General features: G+C 69.8%; 19 protein-coding genes. 8 read left to right on the top strand and 11 right to left on the bottom strand.

The genetic code is table 11. The features are described from left to right. Positions 1 to 116: 116 nt before the first annotated feature. Complete coding sequence (locus ACQ86G_RS00630) at positions 117 to 521, top strand: GFA family protein (protein WP_088406050.1); 405 nt, start codon at positions 117 to 119, stop codon at positions 519 to 521. Positions 522 to 735: 214 nt separating this feature from the next. Here ACQ86G_RS00630 and ACQ86G_RS00625 read toward each other — a convergent pair whose 3' ends face one another. From ACQ86G_RS00625 to ACQ86G_RS00600, 6 genes are all read right to left on the bottom strand, one after another. Continuing rightward, positions 736 to 948: a hypothetical protein gene (locus ACQ86G_RS00625; protein WP_431258851.1), complete on the bottom strand. Its 213-nt coding sequence runs from the start codon at positions 946 to 948 to the stop codon at positions 736 to 738. A 20-nt stretch (positions 949 to 968) separates the two neighbouring features. Then, a complete protein-coding gene (mdoH, locus tag ACQ86G_RS00620) occupies positions 969 to 2,912 on the bottom strand; it encodes a glucans biosynthesis glucosyltransferase MdoH (RefSeq protein WP_431258850.1) in 1,944 nt (647 codons plus the stop codon). A gap of 11 nt (positions 2,913 to 2,923) precedes the next feature. Beyond that, a complete protein-coding gene (locus ACQ86G_RS00615; protein ID WP_431261542.1) occupies positions 2,924 to 4,432 on the bottom strand; it encodes a glucan biosynthesis protein in 1,509 nt (502 codons plus the stop codon). Between the two features lie 244 nt (positions 4,433 to 4,676). Then, positions 4,677 to 6,038, bottom strand: a complete 1,362-nt coding sequence (locus tag ACQ86G_RS00610; RefSeq protein WP_088408824.1) for a sigma 54-interacting transcriptional regulator — start codon at positions 6,036 to 6,038, stop codon at positions 4,677 to 4,679. A gap of 79 nt (positions 6,039 to 6,117) precedes the next feature. Next, the gene (locus ACQ86G_RS00605; protein WP_431258849.1) at positions 6,118 to 6,672 is read right to left on the bottom strand and encodes a hypothetical protein; all 555 of its coding nucleotides are present in this window, start codon (positions 6,670 to 6,672) and stop codon (positions 6,118 to 6,120) included. Further along, on the bottom strand, positions 6,669 to 8,117 hold the full coding sequence (locus ACQ86G_RS00600; protein WP_431258848.1) for a sensor histidine kinase: 1,449 nt from the start codon (positions 8,115 to 8,117) through the stop codon (positions 6,669 to 6,671). Before ACQ86G_RS00600 ends, ACQ86G_RS00605 begins: the two co-directional genes overlap by 4 nt. 57 nt (positions 8,118 to 8,174) lie before the next feature. Here ACQ86G_RS00600 and ACQ86G_RS00595 point away from each other — a divergent pair, with 57 nt between their 5' ends. From ACQ86G_RS00595 to ACQ86G_RS00570, 6 genes are all read left to right on the top strand, one after another. After that, entirely contained in the window at positions 8,175 to 9,065 is an 891-nt protein-coding gene (locus tag ACQ86G_RS00595) for a LysR family transcriptional regulator (protein ID WP_431258847.1), read from the top strand. Between the two features lie 202 nt (positions 9,066 to 9,267). Then, entirely contained in the window at positions 9,268 to 10,464 is a 1,197-nt protein-coding gene (locus ACQ86G_RS00590) for a CaiB/BaiF CoA transferase family protein (RefSeq protein WP_431258846.1), read from the top strand. A 117-nt stretch (positions 10,465 to 10,581) separates the two neighbouring features. Further along, positions 10,582 to 11,523 carry a hydroxymethylglutaryl-CoA lyase gene (locus tag ACQ86G_RS00585; protein ID WP_431261541.1) on the top strand — a complete coding sequence of 314 codons (942 nt, stop codon included), beginning with the start codon at positions 10,582 to 10,584 and terminating at the stop codon, positions 11,521 to 11,523. A gap of 129 nt (positions 11,524 to 11,652) precedes the next feature. Next, complete coding sequence (locus ACQ86G_RS00580) at positions 11,653 to 12,645, top strand: Bug family tripartite tricarboxylate transporter substrate binding protein (RefSeq protein ID WP_431258845.1); 993 nt, start codon at positions 11,653 to 11,655, stop codon at positions 12,643 to 12,645. A 139-nt stretch (positions 12,646 to 12,784) separates the two neighbouring features. Next, on the top strand, positions 12,785 to 13,312 hold the full coding sequence (locus ACQ86G_RS00575; RefSeq protein WP_431258844.1) for a hypothetical protein: 528 nt from the start codon (positions 12,785 to 12,787) through the stop codon (positions 13,310 to 13,312). Then, a complete protein-coding gene (locus ACQ86G_RS00570; RefSeq protein WP_431258843.1) occupies positions 13,309 to 13,683 on the top strand; it encodes a hypothetical protein in 375 nt (124 codons plus the stop codon). Before ACQ86G_RS00575 ends, ACQ86G_RS00570 begins: the two co-directional genes overlap by 4 nt. A 22-nt stretch (positions 13,684 to 13,705) precedes the next feature. On the opposite strand, the gene urtE is transcribed toward ACQ86G_RS00570, so the two are convergent. From urtE to urtA, 5 genes are all read right to left on the bottom strand, one after another. After that, on the bottom strand, positions 13,706 to 14,410 hold the full coding sequence (gene urtE / locus ACQ86G_RS00565) for an urea ABC transporter ATP-binding subunit UrtE (RefSeq protein WP_431258842.1): 705 nt from the start codon (positions 14,408 to 14,410) through the stop codon (positions 13,706 to 13,708). A 107-nt stretch (positions 14,411 to 14,517) separates the two neighbouring features. Beyond that, positions 14,518 to 15,354 carry an urea ABC transporter ATP-binding protein UrtD gene (gene urtD / locus ACQ86G_RS00560; protein ID WP_431258841.1) on the bottom strand — a complete coding sequence of 279 codons (837 nt, stop codon included), beginning with the start codon at positions 15,352 to 15,354 and terminating at the stop codon, positions 14,518 to 14,520. Next, positions 15,351 to 16,526 (bottom strand): urea ABC transporter permease subunit UrtC, encoded by a 1,176-nt coding sequence (gene urtC, locus ACQ86G_RS00555; RefSeq protein ID WP_431258840.1) that lies wholly within the window; start codon positions 16,524 to 16,526, stop codon positions 15,351 to 15,353. The genes urtD and urtC overlap by 4 nt, the downstream gene beginning before the upstream one ends. An 18-nt stretch (positions 16,527 to 16,544) precedes the next feature. Further along, positions 16,545 to 18,143, bottom strand: a complete 1,599-nt coding sequence (gene urtB, locus ACQ86G_RS00550) for an urea ABC transporter permease subunit UrtB (RefSeq protein ID WP_431258839.1) — start codon at positions 18,141 to 18,143, stop codon at positions 16,545 to 16,547. Continuing rightward, entirely contained in the window at positions 18,143 to 19,447 is a 1,305-nt protein-coding gene (urtA, locus tag ACQ86G_RS00545; protein ID WP_431258838.1) for an urea ABC transporter substrate-binding protein, read from the bottom strand. The genes urtB and urtA overlap by 1 nt, the downstream gene beginning before the upstream one ends. A gap of 127 nt (positions 19,448 to 19,574) precedes the next feature. Here urtA and ACQ86G_RS00540 point away from each other — a divergent pair, with 127 nt between their 5' ends. Beyond that, complete coding sequence (locus ACQ86G_RS00540) at positions 19,575 to 20,204, top strand: prolyl hydroxylase family protein (protein ID WP_431258837.1); 630 nt, start codon at positions 19,575 to 19,577, stop codon at positions 20,202 to 20,204. The last annotated feature ends 58 nt before the right edge of the window (positions 20,205 to 20,262 follow it).

Here is a 20,262-nt window from a genome sequence, read left to right as displayed (position 1 = left end):
ACTCTGGGGACGCCCGCTGATGTCGTTGTGGCAACGATGTCTCAGAGTTGTAGCCAGCGCACCAAGCCAGCGCTTAGCATGGCCTCTCCACAGACGGTCTCCAGGGAGGTGATCGCATGGCTTCACGTACCGCTTCGTGCAGTTGCGGCCAATTGAAGATCGTGGTGCAGGGAGAGCCGCTGGGAACCGGCCTCTGCCACTGCCTGGCGTGCCAGCGTCGCACGGGCAGTGTCTTCGCGACGCTGGCGGCTTTCGCCGAGCCTTACGAGGTCGTCGGCATCGCCACCGAGTTCGTGCGCGCCGGCGATCAGGGCGCACGCTTCCGCTTCCACTTCTGCCCCGTCTGCGGGAGCAACGTCTTCCACACGGAGGAGGGCGTGGAAGGCTCCGTCGGCGTCGCGGTCGGGGGGTTCGGGGATCCTTCGTTCCCGCCGCCCCAGGACTCGGTCTACACCTGCCGCATGCACGGCTGGGTCCGGTTGCCGGAGGAGGTCAGGACCTATGACAAGGACCCGATGTAGCGGGTGATCCGCCCAGCCCGAATTCACTGCGGAAGGCCTGGCGCGGGCACTCCACGATGCAGGAGGCCTCGCGTCCGCGAACCTCCAGCATCGTTCCGGCCCCACAGGATCTCGCTGACCGCGGGTTGTGGGACACCATCGGTCCCGGGCACCGCGCCTCCGCCATGACTCGTCGACGGGGCGCCCGGGCCGATGGGGCGTTCTTCGTGTCCGATCAGGCCGCCAGACGCAGGTCCGGGCGGACTTCGGTCAGCGTGGCCGGTCGCAGCGGCTGCGCCAGGCGCAGCAGGTGACCCGGTTCGCTCAGGAAGCGCATGCGGTCGGCGTTGCTCATCGCATCGATCACGCCCGGCTGTGCCGTCAACTCGCCCAGGCGGCGGGCGCGCACCTCGGCGCGCTTGCCCAGGCCGACGTCCCGGCGGCCCATCGCCTCGGCGGCCAGTGCGGTCAGGCGGCGGCTGGCCAGCAGGTCGGCGAAGCCGGGAGACGGCGCTCCTGGCGACCATAGGCCCAGGCGTTGCGCAGCACCGTCGGCGTGAGGCTCTCTTCCGGGATCACCAGCAGGCCGGCGCTGCGCATGCGCTCGCCCAGGCTGGCCCGGCTCGACAGCACCGTGATCGGCGCAGCCAGCAGCAGCGGCAGCGCGATCGGGGCGATCCAGATCAGCGTCGAGGGGCTCAGCGCGCCGATCACCGCGGTGATGGCCAGCGTCACCAGGCTGATGCGGCCGTAGGCGGCGAAGGCCTCGCGCCAGGACACGTCCTCGGCGGCCCGCGGGGGCGACTTCCAGTCCAGCGAGATGCCGGTCAGCGCGACCACGCAGAAGATCGAGTGGGCGACCATCCGCAGCGGGGCCTGCAGCAGCGACATGCCGGCCTCGGTGGCGCAGGAGGCCACCAGCTTCAGCGAGCCGCCGTATTGCGACTGCTCGCCGCGCAGGATCAGCGCGGCCACGGACAGCAGGCGCGGCAGGACCAGCATGCCGATCGTGCCCAGCCAGAGCGCAGCGACGCCCGGGGCCAGCGAGCCGTCTTCCAGGAAGGGCTGGAAAGCCTCGTTGCCGCCGACGTTCCAGAGCAGCACGCCCAGGCCCACGTAGAGCAGCCACAGCGGCGCAGCGAGGTAGGACAGCGCGCCCGTCACCAGCATCGCGCGGTGGACGCCGTGCAGGCCCGGCTCGGCGATCAGGCCGGCGTTCTGGATGTTGCCCTGGCACCAGCGGCGGTCGCGTTGCAGCTCGGCCAGCAGATGGGGCGGTTGTTGTTCATAGCTGCCCGGCAGGTCGGCCACCAGCCACACCTGATAACCGGCGCGGCGCATCAGCGCGGCCTCGACGAAGTCGTGGGACATGATGTCCTTGCCGCGCAGCGGGGCGAGGGCGCAATGCTTCATGAAGGGCTCGACGCGGATGATCGCGTTGTGGCCCCAGTAATGGGCCTCGCCCAGCTGCCAGAACTGCATGCCGGCGGCGAAGAGGCGACCGGTCACGCGGCTCGCGAACTGCTGTGCGCGGGCGTGCGGCGTGTCGTGGCCGCAGACCTGGTTGGCGGCTTGCAGGATGCCGGCGCGCGGATGCTTCTCCATCAGGCGCACCAGGCCCAGCAGGCAGTCGCCGCTCATCACGCTGTCGGCGTCCAGCACCACCATGTAGCGGTAGTTGCGGCCCCAGCGGCGGCAGAAGTCGGCGACGTTGCCGGCCTTCTTCTTCACCCGGCGCTGGCGCCAGCGGTAATGGATGCGGCCGCGGCCGGCGAACTGCGCGCGCAGCTCGGCCCAGGCGGCCAGCTCCTGCGTGCGGCACTCGGGGTCGGAGCTGTCGGACAGGATGTAGACGTCGAACAGGCGCAGCGCGCCCGCCGCCGCGAGCGACTCGCAGCTGGCGCGCAGGCCGGCGAAGACGGTGGTGACGTCCTCGTTGCAGATCGGCATGACCAGCGCGGTGCGCGCGTCGGCGCCCAGCGCGTCATTGCCGGCGTCCTTGATGCTGATGGCGTGCCGGTCGCCGCGCAGCATGACCCAGAAGCCCATCACCGCGGTGACGCAGCCGGCGCTGACCCAGGCGAACAGCAGCGCGAACAGTCCCAGGTGCACGCATTGCAGCGCGAAGGCCCACGGGTCCGAGGCCCAGCCGCGATGCGTCTGCCAGAGCACGCCGGTCGCCAGCGCCGTGGCGCCGATGATCGAGAGCTTCAGCGCGTTGCGGCGGTTCTTCGCGGCCGTCTCCCAGGCCTCGGGCGGCTCGGCGTCCGGCAGCGATTCCACCGGCGGATTGCGCTGGCCCCAGGCGCGGGGCACCATCGCGCCGCGCTTGATCGCCGGGGCGCTCGGACCGACCGGCCCGGGGGCCGCGGCGGCTTGGTGCACGGTGGCGGTGTGCGTGGATTCGATCATGTCGTGCTCCTTCACTGGGGAGGAAGAATCAGGCTCCAGGTCTCGGTGAGGACCTGTTGCTTCGTCTGGAGGAAGCCGCGCAGCTCGGTCGACTGACCGGGGCGGACCTGCTTGATGCGGACGGCCATGCGCCAGCCGCCGGTGACCGGGTTCGGGTAGGCGTTGACCTCGGTGACCTCGCCGTTGCCGTTGGTGCTGGCGACGGCCTTGACCTCGGCGCCGGCCGGCAGCGCGGCCAGCGAGGGGCCTTCGAAGTCGACGATGAACTGCTGCTCGTTCTTGTCGAGCTTGGCGTAGCTGTAGCCGGTGCGGGACTGCACGGCCCAGGCGCCGGGCGGGCGCTGCTGCTGCTCGCCCTGCAGGTGCAGGCGGTACGAGTAGTCCAGCGGCTGGCCCGGGGCCGGCTGCTTGGCGGGCACCCAGTAGGCGACGATGTTGTCGTGCGTCTCGTCGGGCGTGTGCAGCGACATCAGCTCGACGCGGCCCGGACCCCAGTCGCTGGTCGGCTCGACCCAGGCGGAGGGACGCATCTCGTAGCGTGCCTCGGTGTCCTCGTAGTTGGCGAACTTGCGGTCACGCTGCATCAGGCCGAAGCCCTTCACGCCGGGCAGGGTGAACGAAGTCGTCAGCGTGCCGTTCGGGTTGATCAGCGGACGCCAGATCCATTCGCCCGTCGAGCTGGCCACCATCAGGCCGTCGCTGTCGTGGACCTCGGGCCGGAAGTCGCCCTTCTGCGGCTGGTTCTCGCCGAACAGGTACATGCTGGTCAGCGGGGCCAGCGCGAGGGTCGCGACCTGCGAGCGCATGAACAGCCGCACGCGCGTCTCGACCACGGTCTCGGCGCCCGGCTTGATCACGAAGGTGTAGACGCCGCTGGCGCGCGGCGTGTCCAGCAGCGCGTGCACGGTCAGCGACTTGGCGTCGGCGGCGGGGCGCTCGATCCAGAACTCGGTGAAGCGCGGGAATTCCTCGCCCTTGCCGCCGACGGTGTCGATGGCCAGACCGCGCGCCGACAGGCCGTAATGCTGGTTGGCGCCCAGGACGCGGAAGTAGCTCGCGCCCAGGAAGACGGCCAGCTCGTCCTTGTACTTGTCGTTGTTGAGCGCGTAGTGCGCACGGAAGCCGGCGTAGCCGACGTCGCCCCACTTCTGCGGCGACAGCTGGCTGTTCTTGCCGTAGTCGAAGTCCTCGCGCTTGAAGGGGACAGGTCTTGCCTGGCCGCCGACGATCTCGTTGATGCGCACGGCCTGGGTCTGGTAGTGGCCCAGGTGGAAGAACATCAGCTCGAAGGGCAGCTTCTCCTCGCGCCACAGCGCGCGCGCCGGCTTGAACCGGATGTCGCGCATCTGGTCGTAGTTCAGGTTCTTCAGCTCGGCCGGCAGCGTGTCCGGCGGCGCGACGTAGGGCTTGGCCGCGAGCGCCTTGGCGCGCTCGGCCACCTCGTCGAAGCCGAAGGCGTGCGCCGCGGCGGTGGCCGCCAGCAGCGCGGCGCCGACCGCGAGCCCGAAGAACGACCCCATCCACCGACGCTGGCCGGCCTGGAGGCGGGCACTGGCCGCCTGGATGAGGATCCGAGAGGAGGGGGTGTGAATATTTCTCATGTGACACGCCTATTGCAAGGCCTGTGCCACATGGAAAATCTGTTCTAAATCAACAACTTGCGTCGTTGGTGCGGTGCCGCACACGGGAATTTCTGTCGCCGGAGGGCGACGCGATTGCCGCCGGTTCTTCCAAGTGATTGATTTGAAAGGGATTTTCTTGTCGCTATTCAGCGACAGGCCCATCGGCGCGGAACATGGAGGGGTCCAGCCCGTTGCGCTGCAGCAAACGGTAGAACTCGGTCCGGTTGCGGTCGGCGAGCCGCGCCGCATCGGCGACGTTGCCGTCGGTGAGCTTGAGCAGGCCCACCAGGTACTCGCGCTCGAAGCGCTGTCGCGCCTCGGCGTAAGGAAGTACTTCGATGCTGGGCGAGCGCAGCGCGCGCTGCACCAGCGAGAGCGGGATCAGCGGCGAGGTGGCCAGCGCGCTGACCTGCTCCACGACGTTGTGGAGCTGGCGCACGTTGCCCGGCCAGGCGGCCATGGTGAGCGCCTTGAGCGCATCGGGCGCGAAGCCGTTGAGGCGCTTGTCGTACTTGGTCGCGAGCTTCTGCAGGAAGTGCTGCGCCAGCAGCGGGATGTCCTCGCGGCGCTCGTCCAGCGTGGGCAGCGTCAGGCTGACGACGTTGAGGCGGTAGTAGAGGTCCTCGCGGAACTGGCCTTCGGCCAGCGCGGCCTCGAGGTCGCGGTGGGTCGCGGACAGGATGCGGACGTCGATGGGCACCGAGGCGCTGGCGCCGACCGGGCGCACCTGGTGCTCCTGCAGCACGCGCAGCAACTTGACCTGCAGCGGCAACGGCATGTCGCCGATCTCGTCGAGCAGCAGCGTGCCGCCGTCGGCGGCCTGGAACAGGCCGCGGTGGTTGGCCAGCGCGCCGGTGAAGGCGCCCTTGACGTGGCCGAAGAGCTCGGACTCCAGCAGCGGCTCCGGGATCGCGCCGCAGTTGACGGCGACGAAGGGCCGCTTGGCGCGCGGGCTCGCGGCGTGGATCGCGCGGGCGAGCAGCTCCTTGCCGCTGCCGCTCTCGCCGCGGATCAGCACCGGCGCCTGCGAGGCGGACACCAGCCGCGCCTCGGCCAGCACCTCGGCCATCACGTTGGAGCGGCTGACGATGGACTCGCGCCAGAGCTGGTCGGGGCTGTCGTCCTGGTGGACGGCGGTGAGGGTCAGGGCTTGCGCGATGGTGTCGAGCAGCGCGCGGCCGTCGAAGGGCTTGGTCAGGTAGGTGTAGACGCCCTGCGCGGTGGCGGCCACGGCGTCGGGAATCGTTCCGTGCGCAGTCAGCAGGATGACGGGCAGGGCGGGGTGGCGTTCGCGGATCGTGTTGAACAGCGCCAGGCCGTCCATGCCCGGCAGCTGCACGTCGCTGAGCACCAGCGCGGGCCGCTGCACGTCGAGCTTGGCCAGCGCGGCCTCGGCGCTGCCGACGGCGGTGACGTCGTAGCCGGCGGCTTCCAGCCGCATCTGCAGCAGCTTCAGCAGGTCGGCGTCGTCGTCGACGATCAGGAGCCGTGCACCACCGCTCATGTGAGCCCCTCGTCCGCGGCACGCCGCAGCTTGTCGCCCGAGGGGACGCTCGCTGGCTCGGGGTGGCCTTGCGCGGCGCTCATGGCTTGTCCAACGCCGAGCGCGGACCGCCCAGGCTGCGTTCGATCGCCTTCAGCGCCTCGAGCTTGCGGTTCGCGTCGTCCAGGCGGCGCTGCAGGTCGTCGCGGGCCAGACGCGTCTTGTCGAGCTCGCCTTCCATGCGGCGCTGTTCCGCGACCCGGTCGACGAGGAACTGCGCCATCGGGCGCCATTCGTCAGCCTCGGGGCGGGCGTCGCGCAGGACCTGGTCGAGCAGCGTCTGGGCGCGGAAGGTCTCGCCGTTGGCGTGGCTGAACATCAGCGCGAGCGCGAGCTGCACCGCGTTGCCGGGTGGCAGCGCGGCGTCGTCGCGCGGGGCGACTTCCTGCGCGAGCTCCAGCGGGCTCATCTGGCGCAGCCGGTCGTTGAGGTTGAGCACGATGCGCGCGGCGTTGTCGGTCGGCGCGACCACGGGCACCTGGACCGGCACCTGCACACGCACCTCCTTGATGATGGTCTTGGGCGGCTGCTGCGCGCAGCCGGCGGCGAGCGCCGCGGCCAGCGTCACGGCGAGGGTGCGCGTCGCGGAGGTCATGCGTTCGAGGACTTCAGGAACCGGGGCGTGTGGGCGCATGGCAGCGTGATTCTGAAATGGGCGCCTTGATCGGCAGGCAGCAGGTCGATGTGACCGCCATGGGCGGCGATGTATTCGGTGACGATGGACAGGCCGATGCCGGTGCCCTTGAGCGCGTCGTCGGGTTGACGTTCGCCGCGGTAGAACGGCTCGAAGATGCGGGCCTGGTCCGTCGGCGCGACGCCCGGGCCGTTGTCGCGGAGATCGATGGTGAGCTGGCCGCCCTGGCGCGCGAGGGCGATGTCGACGCGGCCGCCGGGCGGGGCGAAGCGTATCGCATTGGAGAGGAGGTTGCCGACGGCGGCCGCGATCTTGGCCGGGTCGACCTCCGCCTCGAGCGGTCCGCCGGACAGCGACACTTGCAATCCGCGTGCCTGCCATTGCAGCCGCTGATGGTCGATCGTGCCCTGGATCAGGGACACGAGCTCGGTGCGCTGCGGCTTGAGGTCGCGCGCCTCGAAGGCGGCGGCGTTGAAGCGCAGCAGGTCCTCGATCTGGCGCTGCAGCACGGCGGTGTTGTCACGCAGGATGCGCGTCACTTCCTTCTGCTTCTCGTTGAGCGGGCCGGCGACCTCGTCCTCCAGCAGCGCGGTGCCTTCGCGCAATGCGGCCAGCGGGGTCTTGAGCTCGTGGGAGACATGCCGCAGGAAACGCGCCTTGTCGGCATCGAGCTCGGCCAGCCGCAGCCGCAGCCAGTCCAGGCGCTGGCCGATCACGCGCAGGTCGGCGGGGCCGCGGATCTCGATGCGGTCGTCCAGCCGGTTCTCGCCCAGGCCCTTGATGGCGCGGGCCAGGTGGCGCAGCGGCCGCGTCAGGAAGATGCCGAACACCAGCGACAGCAGCGCGGCGAGGGCGATCGCGCCCAGGACCTGCTGGCCGAGCAGCACGCGGTTGTTCTCGAGCTTGTCCTGCAGCACGCGGTTGCTGGACTCGGCGTGCTTGCGGACGTCGTCGGCCAGGCCGCCGGTCAGGCCGCCGAGTTCGCGGAAGCGCGTCATCAGGTCGGTCTCGCGCTTGCGCGGGTTGAGGCCGCGCGGCGTGTCCATCAGCGCGCGGACCTCGGCGAGCTTGGTCTTCCATGCGTCCAGCGGCGCGGGGGCCAGGCCTTGCCCGCGCAGCAGGCCGAGCAGGCGCTCGGCGTCGTCGGCGTCCTCCTCGAAGCGCTGGCGCAGCACGTGGTCTTCCAGTACGGCGTACTGCCGCGCGGCACGCTCCATGCTGACGCCGCGATCGCCGAGCTGCTGCACCTCCGAGCTCATGCGCGCGGCGCGCACGACGGCCTCGCGGCTCTGCACGGTCAGGCGTTCGAGCGTCAGCAGGCCGCCCAGCGACGCGGCGGCGAGCAGGCCGGCGATCGACAGGAAGCCGATCAGCAGCATCTGGCGGAAGGAAATGCGATTCAGCATCGGGCGGCATGTTAGCGGTCGCCTCGGGGCGCCCGCCGGACGGATACTTCGCCCGCCATGAATCTGCATCGCGTCGATCTCGTCTCGCTGTCGCTCTTCAGCCTGGTGGCCCGCACGGGCAGCATCAGCAAGGGGGCGGAACTGGCCGCGCTGGCGGTGGGCGCGGCGAGCAAGCGCCTGAGCGACCTGGAGCACTCGCTGGGCACCACGCTGCTGGAGCGCCATTCGCGCGGCGTCACGCTGACGGCGGCGGGTCTGGCGTTGCAGCAGCACGCGCAGCGCATCCTGAGCGACGTGGACCAGATGACGGCCGACCTGTCCGACTACGCGTCCGGCCTGACCGGTGTCGTGAGGCTGTGGGCGAATACCTCGGCGGTGACGCAGTTCCTGCCGGAGCAGGTCTCGGCCTTCGTGCGCGACAACCCGCGCATCCGGATCGAGCTCGAAGAGGCGGACAGCCACGAGATCGTGGTCGCGGTGCTGGACGGCCGCGCGGACCTCGGCATCTTCGCGGACCGCACGCCGGCGCTGGGCCTGCACGTCCTGAACTACCGGCACGACCGGCTGGTGCTGGTGGCGCCGGTCGGTCACCCGCTGACGAAACGCAGGACGGTGCGCTGGGAGCAGGCCGTCGAACACGACTTCGTGACGCTGGCGAAGGCGACCTCGCTGCAGAAGCGGCTGGAGATGGAGACCGAGAAGCTCGGCCGACGCCTGAAGAACCGCATCCAGGTCCGCAGCTTCGACGCGATGTGCCGCATGGTGGCCGCGGGCATGGGCATCGCGGTGCTGCCGGACGTGGCGGTCGAACCGCTGCTCAAGCCGCTGAACCTGCGGCGCGTGGGACTCGACGAGGACTGGTCCGATCGCACGCTGCTCATCGGGGTGCGCGATCTCGACGCGCTCCCGAGGCATGTGCGGGTGTTCATCGATCACCTTTGCTTGTGACCACCGCTCGGTATTTCTCTTGCTCCCTCTCCCGCTTGCGGGAGAGGGAGCAAGAAGGGACGCGCGTAGGTTCGCCCAGTTGACCTAGGTGGCAACCCCAGCCCGCTTTCGCGATCCGTGAAAGCTGGCGCCGCCACTCCGGCATTCCCACCGGAGGCGGTCCTTCCCAGAATCCGTCTCCATTACAAGGAGACATCGAGCCATGGAAGGTCTGCAGGCGCTGCACGGGCTGCGCATCGTCGAGATGGGGCAGTTGATCGCCGGTCCGTTCGCCGGGAAGACGCTCGGCGACTTCGGCGCCGACGTCGTGAAGATCGAGGCCCCCGGCAGCGGCGACCCGCTGCGCAACTGGCGCATGATCCAGGACGGCACCTCCGTCTGGTGGCAGGTGCAGTCGCGCAACAAGCGCTCGATCGCCCTGGACCTCCGTCAGAAGGACGGGCAGGACATCGCGCGGCAGCTCATCGCCGAAGCCGATGTGCTGATCGAAAACTTCAGACCTGGCACCCTCGAGGGCTGGGGCATGTCCTATGAGGAACTCGCGCAGACCAATCCGGGCCTGATCATGCTGCGCATCAGCGGCTATGGACAGACCGGTCCCTACCGCGACCTGCCGGGCTTCGGCGTGATCGGCGAGGCGATGGGCGGCCTGCGTCACCTGACCGGCGAGCCCGGCCGCGTGCCGGTGCGCTGCGGCATCTCCATCGGAGACACGCTCGCCGCGCTGCACGGCACGATCGGCGTGCTCACCGCGCTCTACCACCGCAAGGTCAACGGCGGCCGCGGCCAGGTCATCGATGTCGCGCTCACCGACGCCGTGCTCAACGTGATGGAGAGCCTCGTCCCCGAGTACAGCGCCTTCGGCGCCGTGCGCGGCCCGGCCGGCTCCGCGCTGCCCGGCATCGCGCCGTCCAACGCCTATCCGTGCGCGGATGGCGTCGTGCTGATTGCGGGCAACGGCGATTCGATCTTCAAGCGATTGATGCAGGTGATCGGCCGCGAGGACCTTGCCAACGACGAGGCGCTCGCCAACAACGCCGGCCGCGTCGCCCGCGTCGAGCAGATCGACGCCGCGATCGGCGCCTGGGCCGCGACCCGCACCGTCGAGGAGGTGCTGGCGCCGCTGGGCGAGGCCAGCGTGCCCGCCGGCCGCGTCTATACCGCCAAGGACATCGTCGAGGACCCGCACTTCCGCGCCCGCGACATGATCATCAAGCAGCAGACGCGCGACGGCCACGAGCTCGACGTGCCGGGCATCGTGCCCAAGCTGATGGGCACCCCCGGCGCCGTGCGCCGCGCCGCGCCGCGACTGGGCGGCGACACCGACGAGGTGCTGCGCGAGATCGGGCTCACCGACGACCAGATCGCCGCGCTCCGCGACCGCAAGATCGTTTCCTGAAGGTCCGTGATGACTGCTTCCTCTTCTTCCACTTCTTCCTCCGCATCCGGCGCCATCGCGGGCGCGACGGCCCGCGCGCCTTCCGACGTCTGGACCGGCGCCGGCCGGCGCATCTTCATGCAGGACGTCGGCACCCGCGACGGCCTGCAGGCCGAGACCACCTTCGTGCCGACCGCCGACAAGATCGCGCTCGTCGATGCGCTGTCGGAGGCGGGCCTGGCCAAGGTCGAAGTCACGGCCTTCGTCTCGCCGAAGGCGATCCCTGTGCTGGCCGACGCTTCCGAGGTGATGGCCGGCATCACGCGCAAGCCGGATGTGATCTACACGGTGCTGGTGCCCAACGTGCGCGGCGCCGAGCGCGCCATCGAGGCCCGCGCCGACGAGCTCAACCTGGTGATGTCCGCCAGCGAGAGCCACAACCTGTCCAACCTGCGCATGACGCGCGAGCAGTCCTTCGCCGGGCTGGCCGAGGTCGCCGCGATGGCGCACCAGGCCCGCACCGCGGTGAACGTGTCGCTGTCGTGCTCGTTCGGCTGCCCGATGGAGGGCGACGTGCCGGTCGACACGGTGCTGGGCTGGTGCGGCCATTTCCTCGAGGACCTCGGCGCGCGCGGCGTGACGCTGTGCGACACCACCGGCATGGCTTATCCGACGCAGGTCGTCGCGCTGGTGCGCGCCTTCCGCGAGCGCTGGCCCGAGGCGCAGCTCACGCTGCACTTCCACAACACGCGCGGCATGGGCCTGGCCAACTTGATCGCGGCGATCGACGCCGGCGCGGACCGCTTCGATGCGTCGCTCGGCGGCATCGGCGGCTGCCCGTACGCGCCGGGCGCGACCGGCAATGTCTGCACCGAGGAGATCGTCCATGCGTTGCAGTGCATGGGCTGCGACACCGGCGTGGACCTCGAGCGGCTGATCGCCGCGGCGAAGCGCCTGCCGCCGCTGATCGGCCACGCCGTGCCGAGCCAGATCGTCAGCGCCGGGCGCCGGCTGGACCTGCATCCGCGGCCGCGCGACTTCGATGCGATCCGCGAGCGCGCGCTGGCCCGCGACGCCTGAGCGCCCGTCCACCCCTGACCGCCGGCCCCGCGCCCGCAAGCCTTTTCCTGCAAGACCGTTGCCGCAGGACGTTTTCCGCTTCACCCCCAACGACAACGCCGCCACGAGCGGCCTCCTGGAGACAAGACCATGAACCGAATCCGCCGCCTCGCCGTGGGCGCACCCGCCGTCGCGCTGCTTGCGGGCGCCGTCGCCGCGCTGACACCGATGACCGCCGCATGGGCGCAGTCGTATCCGAACAAGCCGATCACGATGCTGGTCGGCGCCGCGCCCGGCGGCACCACCGACATCGCCGCGCGCATGCTGGCCGAGCCGCTGGGCAAGGCGCTGGGACAGACCGTGGTGGTGGACAACCGCTCCGGCGCCAGCGGCGCGTTGGCCGCCGTCGCGACCAAGCGCGCTGAGCCGGACGGCTACACGATCCTGATGCAGTACTCCGGTTATCACGTGATCACGCCGCACATCCAGAAGGGCGCGTGGGAGCTGAAGGACCTGCGCCCGGTCGCCAACGTGCTGACCGCGCCGCAGCTGATCGTCCTGCGTGAGGGCGTGCCCGCGAAGACCACCGCCGAGTTGATCGCCTACGCGAAGAAGAACCCGGGCAAGCTGTCGTTCGCGTCCTCGGGCAACGGCTCGCTGCAGCACGTCACCGGCGTGATGCTGGAGCAGCAGGCCGGCATCCAGATGATCCACGTCCCGTACAAGGGCACGGGCCCGGCGCTGCAGGACCTGCTGGGCGGGCAGGTCGACCTGACCTTCGGCACCCCGCCGCCGTTCATGCCCTTCATCGCCGCGGGCAAGCTGCGCGCGGTCGCGGTGACCGGCAAGGAGCGCCTGTCCTCGCTGCCCGACGTGCCGACCGCGGCGCAGGCCGGGCTGCCCAACCTCGATGCGGGCTCGTGGTTCGCCGTCTTCGCGCCGGCGAAGACGCCACAGGCGGTGGTCGACAAGCTCACGGCCGAGATCCAGAAGATCATGGCGACGCCCGAGTTCAGGAAGAAGGCCGCCGAACTCGGCGCCACCGCCGACTACATGAACCCGCAGCAGCTGCAGGCGCATTCGGACGCGGAGTTCCTGCGCTGGGGCAAGGTGATCTCGTCGGCCAAGATCCAGGCGGATTGAGCCCGGCGCTCCCCGGGCCATCGCGCGCGACTCCCCCGGAGGGGTGATCCGCATTCCCGATCTGGTGCTCCCATAATCCGTCGCGCCGCGCGATACCTCAAGACCACCTCACGCGCGGCCCGCAGGGAGCTCCACACACATGCGAATCCTCATTGCCGCGCTGGCGCTGGGAGGCCTGGCCTCGATCTGCAGCCCCTGGGCCTGCGCCTCGCCCTCGGGCAACGCCGAGCAACCCAAGGTCGTGGCCCTGATGGCGGCGGTCGGCGACCGCCTCACGGTGGTCCGCCAGAAGCGCAGCGTCGGCACCCACCTCGATCCCTACGTCCGCACGCCGCTGCGCGTGCCCGGCCAGTCGCTGAACACCGCCGTGCTGCGCGGTCTGGACAGCGGCATCGAGCAGGAGTACCCCGAGGCCGAACGCGTGCTGCTGACCTGGAATCCGCCGCCCGAGCTGGAGGCGCGGCTCGACGACATCAAGGGCAGCGGCCGTGACAGCGTCCTGCTGGACGCGCTGATCGATCACCTGCGCGCGGTGCCCGAGCGCGCCGGATGGGACCGCATCGAGGTGATCGTGCCCAGGTACCGCCAATACGAGGCGCGCGGCATGGGCACGAAGCTCCAGGGCCTCGGCGTGTACGTGCAGCCGCTGGGCGGGGGCGCGACATGATCGACGCCTCGCTGCCGCCCGGGGACACCGAGGACGGCGGTCAGCGCGTGGTGAATCCGAACACGGGGGAGGTCGTGCGCAGCAAGATCTTCGTCGCCCCCTACATGTTCTTCGAGCGCATCGCGCTGGACGCGCGCACGCTGACGGTGCTCAAGCGCCAGCAGCAGTTCGACGCCAACAAGTATCACGATCCCATGGCCGCGGTGAACGATGTGGCGGACATCATGTCGCCGGCGCAGCTTGCCGAGAAGCTCGGTTATCTGGCGGAGCGCTCCGCGTTCCAGGCCATCCGCGGCAAGGGCGCGACGGTGGAGGTGAGCGTGCCCAAGGTGGCGGCGCCGCCGGCGGACGCCGCCAGCGCGGCCCGCTGAACCCTGCGGCAGCCGGTCCCGCTCAGATCGCGACCAGCCCGCGGATCTCCGCCGTCTGCATGGCCGCGTTGTCGCCGCGCGCGATGACGCTGCCGCGCTCCAGCACGAGGAACTCGTCGGCGAGTTCCGCCGCGAAGTCGTAGTACTGCTCGCACAGCAGGATCGCGACCGGGTGACCGTCGAGCCCCTCGTCGGCCAGGCGCCGGATGACGCGGCCGATGTCCTTGATGATGCTGGGCTGGATGCCTTCGGTGGGCTCGTCGAGGATCAGCAGTTTCGGGGATGCCGCCATCGCCCGCGCGATCGCGAGCTGCTGCTGCTGGCCGCCCGACAGGTCGCCGCCGCGTCGCCTCAGCATCTGCCTCAGCACGGGGAACAGGTCGTACAGGTGCTCCGGCACCGGCGTGCCACCCGGCTTGCCGGCCAGGCCCATGCGCAGGTTCTCCTCGACCGTCAGCCGCGCGAAGATCTCGCGCCCCTGCGGCACGTAGCCGATGCCCGCACGCGCGCGCTGGTACGGCGTCGCACGCGTGATGTCCGCGCCCGCCAGCGCGACGCTGCCCGAGCGGATCGGCACCAGCCCCATCAGGCTCTTCAACAGGCTGGTCTTGCCGACGCCGTTGCGGCCGAGCAGCACGGTGATCCGTCCCGGCGAGGCGCTCACCGACACGTCGCGCAGGATGTGCGAACCGCCGTAGTACTGTTGAATGGACTCAGCGATGAGCATGGACAGGCATCTCGTCGTTATCAAACCAAGCGGACCCCATGGAACCGGCTCTGCCGGGCCATCGGGGTCGCCCCTTGAGGGGCCGGCGAAGCCGGTAGGGGTGGGCCCTATCTTCCAAGGTACACCTCGATCACGCGTTCGTCTGCCTGCACTTGGGCGAGCGTTCCCTCGGCAAGCACCGAGCCTTCGGCCAGGACCGTCACCTTCTCCGCGATGCGGTCGACGAAGCCCATGTCGTGCTCGACGACGATGATGCTGTGCCTGCCCTTCAGCGTGAGGATCAGCTCGGCGGTGCGTTCGGTCTCCTGGTCGGTCATGCCGGCCACCGGCTCGTCGAGCAGCAGCAGCTTCGGGTCCTGCACCAGCAGCATGCCGATCTCCAGCCACTGCTTCTGCCCGTGGCTCAGCAGCCCCGCGGCGCGCGTCATCCGGTCCTGCAGGCGGATCAGCGTCAGCACTTCCGCGAGCCGGTCCCGCTGCGTTCCGCTGAGCACGCCCCACAGCGAAGCCCGCAGCGCCCGCGACCCCTGCAGCGCGAGCTCGAGGTTCTCGTAGACGCTGAGCGCCTCGAACACCGTCGGGCGCTGGAACTTGCGGCCGATGCCGAGCTGCGCGATCTCGGCCTCGCTGTGACGCAGCAGGTCGATCGTGCCGCCGAAGAAGACCGTGCCCGAGTCGGGCCGGGTCTTGCCGGTGATGATGTCCATCATCGTGGTCTTGCCCGCGCCGTTCGGTCCGATGATGCAGCGCAGCTCGCCGGGCGCGATGTCGATGGACAGGCCGTTGATCGCGTGGAAGCCGTCGAAGCTGACGTGCACGTCCTCCAGGTACAGGATGCGGCCGTGCGCCAGGTCCAGCTGGCCCGGCAGCACGACGCGACCGTAGCCCGGGCCGCTCGCGGCTCGCAGCCGTTCGGCGCCCTGTTCGAGCAGGTCGGGGTTCATGGGGTCGTCTCCTCGGCGCCGCCCGCCGGGAGGCCGCCGCGCTTCTTCCCGAACTTGCGCTTGAGCAGCCCCGCGATGCCGTCCGGCATGAACAGCGTGACCGCGACGAACAGCGCGCCCAGCAGGTAGAGCCAGTACTCCGGCGCGACCTGCGTCAGCCAGCTCTTCGCGCCGTTGACCGCGAAGGCGCCGACGATCGGACCGACCAGCGTGCCGCGGCCGCCGACGGCCGCCCAGATGGCGATCTCGATGGAGTTGGCGACGCTCATCTCGCCGGGGTTGATGATGCCGACCTGCGGCACGTACAACGCGCCGGCCAGGCCGCAGATCAACGCCGACAGCACCCACGCGGCCAGCTTGTAGGGCAGCGGGGAGTAGCCGCAGAACATCAGCCGCGATTCGGCGTCGCGCACGGCGCTGAGCACGCGGCCGAACTTCGCGCGGGTCAGCCAGCGCAGGCCGAGATAGCAGCCGACCAGCGCCACGGCGCTCAGCACGAACAGCGTCATCCGCATGCCCGGCGTCGTGATCGACAGGCCCAGCAGCCGCTTGAAGTCGGTGAAGCCGTTGTTGCCGCCGAAGCCGCTCTCGTTGCGGAAGAAGAACAGCATCGCGGCGTAGGTCATCGCCTGGGTGATGATCGAGAAGTACACGCCCTTGATGCGCGAACGGAACGCGAAGAAACCGAAGACGAAGGCGATGCCGCCCGGGACCAGTGCCACCAGGAGCATCGTGGCGAGGAAGCTGTCGCTGAGCGCCCAGTGCCAGGGCAGTGCCTTCCAGTCGAGGAAGACCATGAAGTCCGGCAGCGCGCTGCGGTACTGGCCGTCGGTGCCGATCTGGCGCATCAGGTACATGCCCATCACGTAGCCGCCCAGCGCGAAGTACAGGCCGTGGCCCAGCGACAGGATGCCGGCGAAACCCCAGATCAGGTCCATCGCCAGCGCGCACATCGCGTAGCAGCAGAACTTGCCGAGCAGGCTGATCCAGTAGCCGTCGACGTGCAGCGGATGGCCGGCCGGTACGAGCAGGTTCAGCGATGGGAGCAGCACGCAGGCGACGGTCAGGGCCGCCAGCACGGCGAGCCAGCCGCCGCGGCTCAGCAGGGCGGGGCGCTGAGGCAGCAGCAGCGCCGCGGGTGGCGCGGTGGAAGCGGGAGAGGTCGCGGTCATGAGGGGATCCCTGCGCATTCAGGACTCCTGCGCGCGGCCCTTGACCGCGAACAGGCCCTGCGGCCGCTTCTGGATGAAGACGATGATGAAGAGCAGCACGGCGATCTTGGCGAGCACCGCGCCGACGACGCCTTCCAGCGCCTTGTTGGCCAGCCCCAGCCCGAGCGCTGCGAGCACCGTGCCGGCGAGTTGGCCGACACCGCCGAGCACCACGACCATGAAGGCGTCGACGATGTAGCTCTGGCCGAGGTCCGGGCCGACGTTGCCGACCTGGCTGAGCGCGCAGCCGGCCAGTCCCGCGAGGCCGGACCCGAGCGCGAACGCATAGGTGTCGACGCGCGCGGTGGGCACGCCCATGCAGGAGGCGATCGGGCGGTTCTGCGTGACGGCCCGGACGAACAGGCCGAGCCGCGTGCGCGCGATCAGCAGCGACATGCCGCCGAGCACCACCAGCGAGAAGACGATGATCACGAGCCGGTTCGCGGGCAGCGCGAGTCCGGGCATCAGCGCCAGCGAGCCGCCCATCCACGACGGGCTTTCCACCGCGACGTTCTGTGCGCCGAAGAGCGAGCGCACCGCCTGCATCAGCACCAGGCTCAGGCCCCAGGTGGCGAGCAGCGTCTCCAGCGGCCGGCCGTAGAGCCATCGGATCACGGTGCGCTCCAGCGCCGCGCCGACCAGCGCCGAGGCGAGGAAGGCGACCGGCATGGCGACGATCAGGTAGGCGTCGAACCAGCCCGGCAGCCATTGGCGGAAGGCGACCTGCACGAGGTAGGTCGCGTAGGCGCCGATCATCATCAGCTCGCCGTGGGCCATGTTGATGACGCCCATCAGGCCGTAGGTGATGGCCAGGCCGAGCGCGACCAGCAGCAGGATGCTGGCCAGGCTGATGCCGGTGAAGAGGGCGCCCAGGCGTTCGCCCCAGGCGAGGGTGTCCTCGACCGCGTGCAGCGAGCGCTGCAGCGCGCGTTTGACTTCGGGGTCCTGTTCGTCGGACAGGCGCTGGTTGAGCAGCAGCCGCGTCTCGGGGCTGTGCGATTCGCCGAGCAGCTTGGCGGCGGCGAGGCGCTTGGTCGCGTCCGGGCTCGCGGCGAGCGCGGCGGCGCGGGCGAGCTTCAGCGCGTCGAGGACGGTGGCGTCCCGTTCCTTCGCGATGGCGGTGTCCAGCAGCGCGACGCGGGCGTCGTCGCCGCCGGCTTCCATCAGCGCCTTCGCGGCGGCGAGGCGCTCGGCCTTGTCCGCGCTCGACAGATGGAGCGCGGCCAGCGCGCCGTCGAGTTCGCCGCGCAGTCGGTTGTTGAGCATCACGTCCTCGAGCGAGGACTGGGCGTCCGGCGACAGCGTCACCGCCGCGCCGGTGGCGGCGTCGACGACGCCGGCGTCGGTCGTGATCAGTACGCGCTGATCGGGCCCGAGCTTCACGCGTTCGTCGGACAGCGCCTGCAGCAGCACGGCGGTGCGCGCATCCGGCGCCGCGACGAGCCTGCCGAGCGCGGTGATCCGGTCATCGGTCTCGCCCTGCGCCACGGACAGCGCCTGCGGCTGCGTCAGCGCCTGCGCTGTCGACGCGAGGCCGCCGATCGCCAGCAGGATTCCGAGGAGCAGGGCGCGCCGCATCACTTCTTCGCCGGTTCGTCAGGCTTGCCTTCATTCCCGGCGATGTACGGACTCCACGGCTTGGCCTTCACCGGCGCGGGCGTCTTCCACACGACGTTGAACTGCCCGTCCGCGCGGATCTCGCCGATGAACACCGACTTGTGCAGGTGGTGGTTCTTCTCGTCCATCTTGGACGTGATGCCCGACGGTGCGCTGAAGGTCTGGCCGGCCATCGCCGCGATCACCTTGTCGGTGTCGGTCGACTGGGCCTTCTCCACCGCCTGCTTCCACATGTTGATGCCGATGTAGGTGGCCTCCATCGGGTCGTTGGTCAGCGGCTTGTCCTTGTGACCCGGCAGGTTCTTGGCCTTCGCGTACGTCGACCACTTCTTGATGAACGCATCGTTGGTCGGGTTCTTGATCGACATGAAGTAGTTCCACGCCGCCAGGTGGCCGACCAGCGGCTTGGTGTCGACGCCGCGCAGCTCTTCCTCACCCACGGAGAACGCCACCACCGGCACGTCCTTGGCCTTCAGCCCGGCGTTGCCCAGTTCCTTGTAGAACGGCACGTTGGAGTCGCCGTTGATCGTCGACACCACCGCCGTCTTGCCGCCCGCCGAGAACTTCTTGATGTCGGCGACGATGGTCTGGTAGTCGCTGTGGCCGAAGGGGGTGTACTTCTCGTCGATGTCCGAGTCCTTCACGCCCTTGCTCTTCAGGTAGGCGCGCAGGATCTTGTTGGTCGTGCGGGGGTACACGTAGTCGGTGCCCAGCAGCACCCAGCGCTTGGCGCCGCCGCCGTCCTTGCTCATCAGGTAGTCGACCGCGGGGATCGCCTGCTGGTTGGGCGCGGCGCCGGTGTAGAAGACGTTCTTGCTGAGTTCCTCGCCCTCGTACTGCACCGGGTAGAAGAGCAGCCCGTTGAGCTCCTCGACCACCGGCAGCACCGACTTGCGCGACACCGAGGTCCAGCAGCCGAAGATCACCGCGACCTTGTCCTGGGTCAGCAGCTGGCGCGTCTTCTCGGCGAACAGCGGCCAGTTGGAGGCCGGGTCCACGATCACCGGCTCCAGCTTCTTGCCCAGCACGCCGCCCTTGGCGTTGATCTCGTCGATGGCCATCAGGACGGTGTCCTTGAGCACGGTCTCCGAGATCGCCATCGTGCCCGACAGGCTGTGCAGCACGCCGACCTTGATGGTGTCGGCGGCGAAGGCGGGCAGGGCGGCGAGGTTCAGGCCGGTCAGCGCGCCGGCGACGGCCAGGGTCTTGAGCGCGTGGCGGCGCCGGGGACCTTGCGGGCGGGGGGATTTCGGTTGCGAGGACATGGGGAGCTCCGGTGGATGAAGGAAGACTTCGACGGACTTCGCAGGACTTCGGGAAGTGAGCGGATGCTAGGAAGTAGGGGACGCGCGGCATATACGGCACATGGCGTACATCCGGTGAGAATGGGTCATGGACATCCAGACCCACAACGATCGCGTGTTCACCGTGCCGGGTTTCCTCTCCCCCGAGGAATGCACCGAAGTGATCGCGCTGGCGGAGCAGAGCGGCTTCGACGCCGCGACGGTCCGGCTCGAGGCGGGGCAGCAGCTGCTGGCCCACATCCGCAACAACGAGCGGACCCTGGTGGCCAGCGCCGCCTGGGTCAGCCGGTTGTGGGCGCGATTGCGGCAGCTGCCGTTGCCGGAGCTCGACGGCTCGCGCCCGGTGGGCCTGCCGCGGGAGCTGCGCTTCTACAAGTACTCGGCGGGCCAGCGGTTCCGGATGCACAAGGACGGGCCGTGGCGCGAGGACGGCCTGGTGAGCCGGCTGACCTTCCTGGTCTACCTGAACGAGGGCTTCGAGGGCGGCGAGACGGGCTTCCGCGACTTCGCCGTGCGGCCCAGGACCGGCGGTGCGCTGGTCTTCGTCCACGACACCTGGCACGAGGGCGCGCCCGTGACCTCGGGGACCAAGTACGTGCTGCGCTCGGACGTGATGTACGCGCCGACGGTCGATGTCGCCGATTCCAGGTTCGATTCGAAGTTCGACTCCGGCTTCGATTCCCGGTTCGATTCCCGGTTCGATTCCCGGTTCGACTAGCGGTTCGATTCGACCTTCGGCGGTGGTGACCGTTCGTAACACCTCGACGAGCTGTGCG

Origin of the sequence: Roseateles chitinivorans, from assembly GCF_050632145.1 — a bacterium.
GTDB classification, from domain to species: domain Bacteria; phylum Pseudomonadota; class Gammaproteobacteria; order Burkholderiales; family Burkholderiaceae_C; genus Roseateles; species Roseateles chitinivorans_B.
This window is presented reverse-complemented; position numbering and strand designations above follow the sequence as displayed.

Coding starts and splice junctions, on each gene's coding strand:
- ACQ86G_RS00630 (WP_088406050.1), top strand. CDS start 117: ATGGCTTCACGTACCGCTTCGTGCAGTTGCGGCCAATTGAAGATCGTG.
- ACQ86G_RS00625 (WP_431258851.1), bottom strand. CDS start 948: ATGGGCCGCCGGGACGTCGGCCTGGGCAAGCGCGCCGAGGTGCGCGCC.
- mdoH (WP_431258850.1), bottom strand. CDS start 2,912: ATGATCGAATCCACGCACACCGCCACCGTGCACCAAGCCGCCGCGGCC.
- ACQ86G_RS00615 (WP_431261542.1), bottom strand. CDS start 4,432: ATGGGGTCGTTCTTCGGGCTCGCGGTCGGCGCCGCGCTGCTGGCGGCC.
- ACQ86G_RS00610 (WP_088408824.1), bottom strand. CDS start 6,038: ATGAGCGGTGGTGCACGGCTCCTGATCGTCGACGACGACGCCGACCTG.
- ACQ86G_RS00605 (WP_431258849.1), bottom strand. CDS start 6,672: ATGACCTCCGCGACGCGCACCCTCGCCGTGACGCTGGCCGCGGCGCTC.
- ACQ86G_RS00600 (WP_431258848.1), bottom strand. CDS start 8,117: ATGCTGAATCGCATTTCCTTCCGCCAGATGCTGCTGATCGGCTTCCTG.
- ACQ86G_RS00595 (WP_431258847.1), top strand. CDS start 8,175: ATGAATCTGCATCGCGTCGATCTCGTCTCGCTGTCGCTCTTCAGCCTG.
- ACQ86G_RS00590 (WP_431258846.1), top strand. CDS start 9,268: ATGGAAGGTCTGCAGGCGCTGCACGGGCTGCGCATCGTCGAGATGGGG.
- ACQ86G_RS00585 (WP_431261541.1), top strand. CDS start 10,582: ATGCAGGACGTCGGCACCCGCGACGGCCTGCAGGCCGAGACCACCTTC.
- ACQ86G_RS00580 (WP_431258845.1), top strand. CDS start 11,653: ATGAACCGAATCCGCCGCCTCGCCGTGGGCGCACCCGCCGTCGCGCTG.
- ACQ86G_RS00575 (WP_431258844.1), top strand. CDS start 12,785: ATGCGAATCCTCATTGCCGCGCTGGCGCTGGGAGGCCTGGCCTCGATC.
- ACQ86G_RS00570 (WP_431258843.1), top strand. CDS start 13,309: ATGATCGACGCCTCGCTGCCGCCCGGGGACACCGAGGACGGCGGTCAG.
- urtE (WP_431258842.1), bottom strand. CDS start 14,410: ATGCTCATCGCTGAGTCCATTCAACAGTACTACGGCGGTTCGCACATC.
- urtD (WP_431258841.1), bottom strand. CDS start 15,354: ATGAACCCCGACCTGCTCGAACAGGGCGCCGAACGGCTGCGAGCCGCG.
- urtC (WP_431258840.1), bottom strand. CDS start 16,526: ATGACCGCGACCTCTCCCGCTTCCACCGCGCCACCCGCGGCGCTGCTG.
- urtB (WP_431258839.1), bottom strand. CDS start 18,143: ATGCGGCGCGCCCTGCTCCTCGGAATCCTGCTGGCGATCGGCGGCCTC.
- urtA (WP_431258838.1), bottom strand. CDS start 19,447: ATGTCCTCGCAACCGAAATCCCCCCGCCCGCAAGGTCCCCGGCGCCGC.
- ACQ86G_RS00540 (WP_431258837.1), top strand. CDS start 19,575: ATGGACATCCAGACCCACAACGATCGCGTGTTCACCGTGCCGGGTTTC.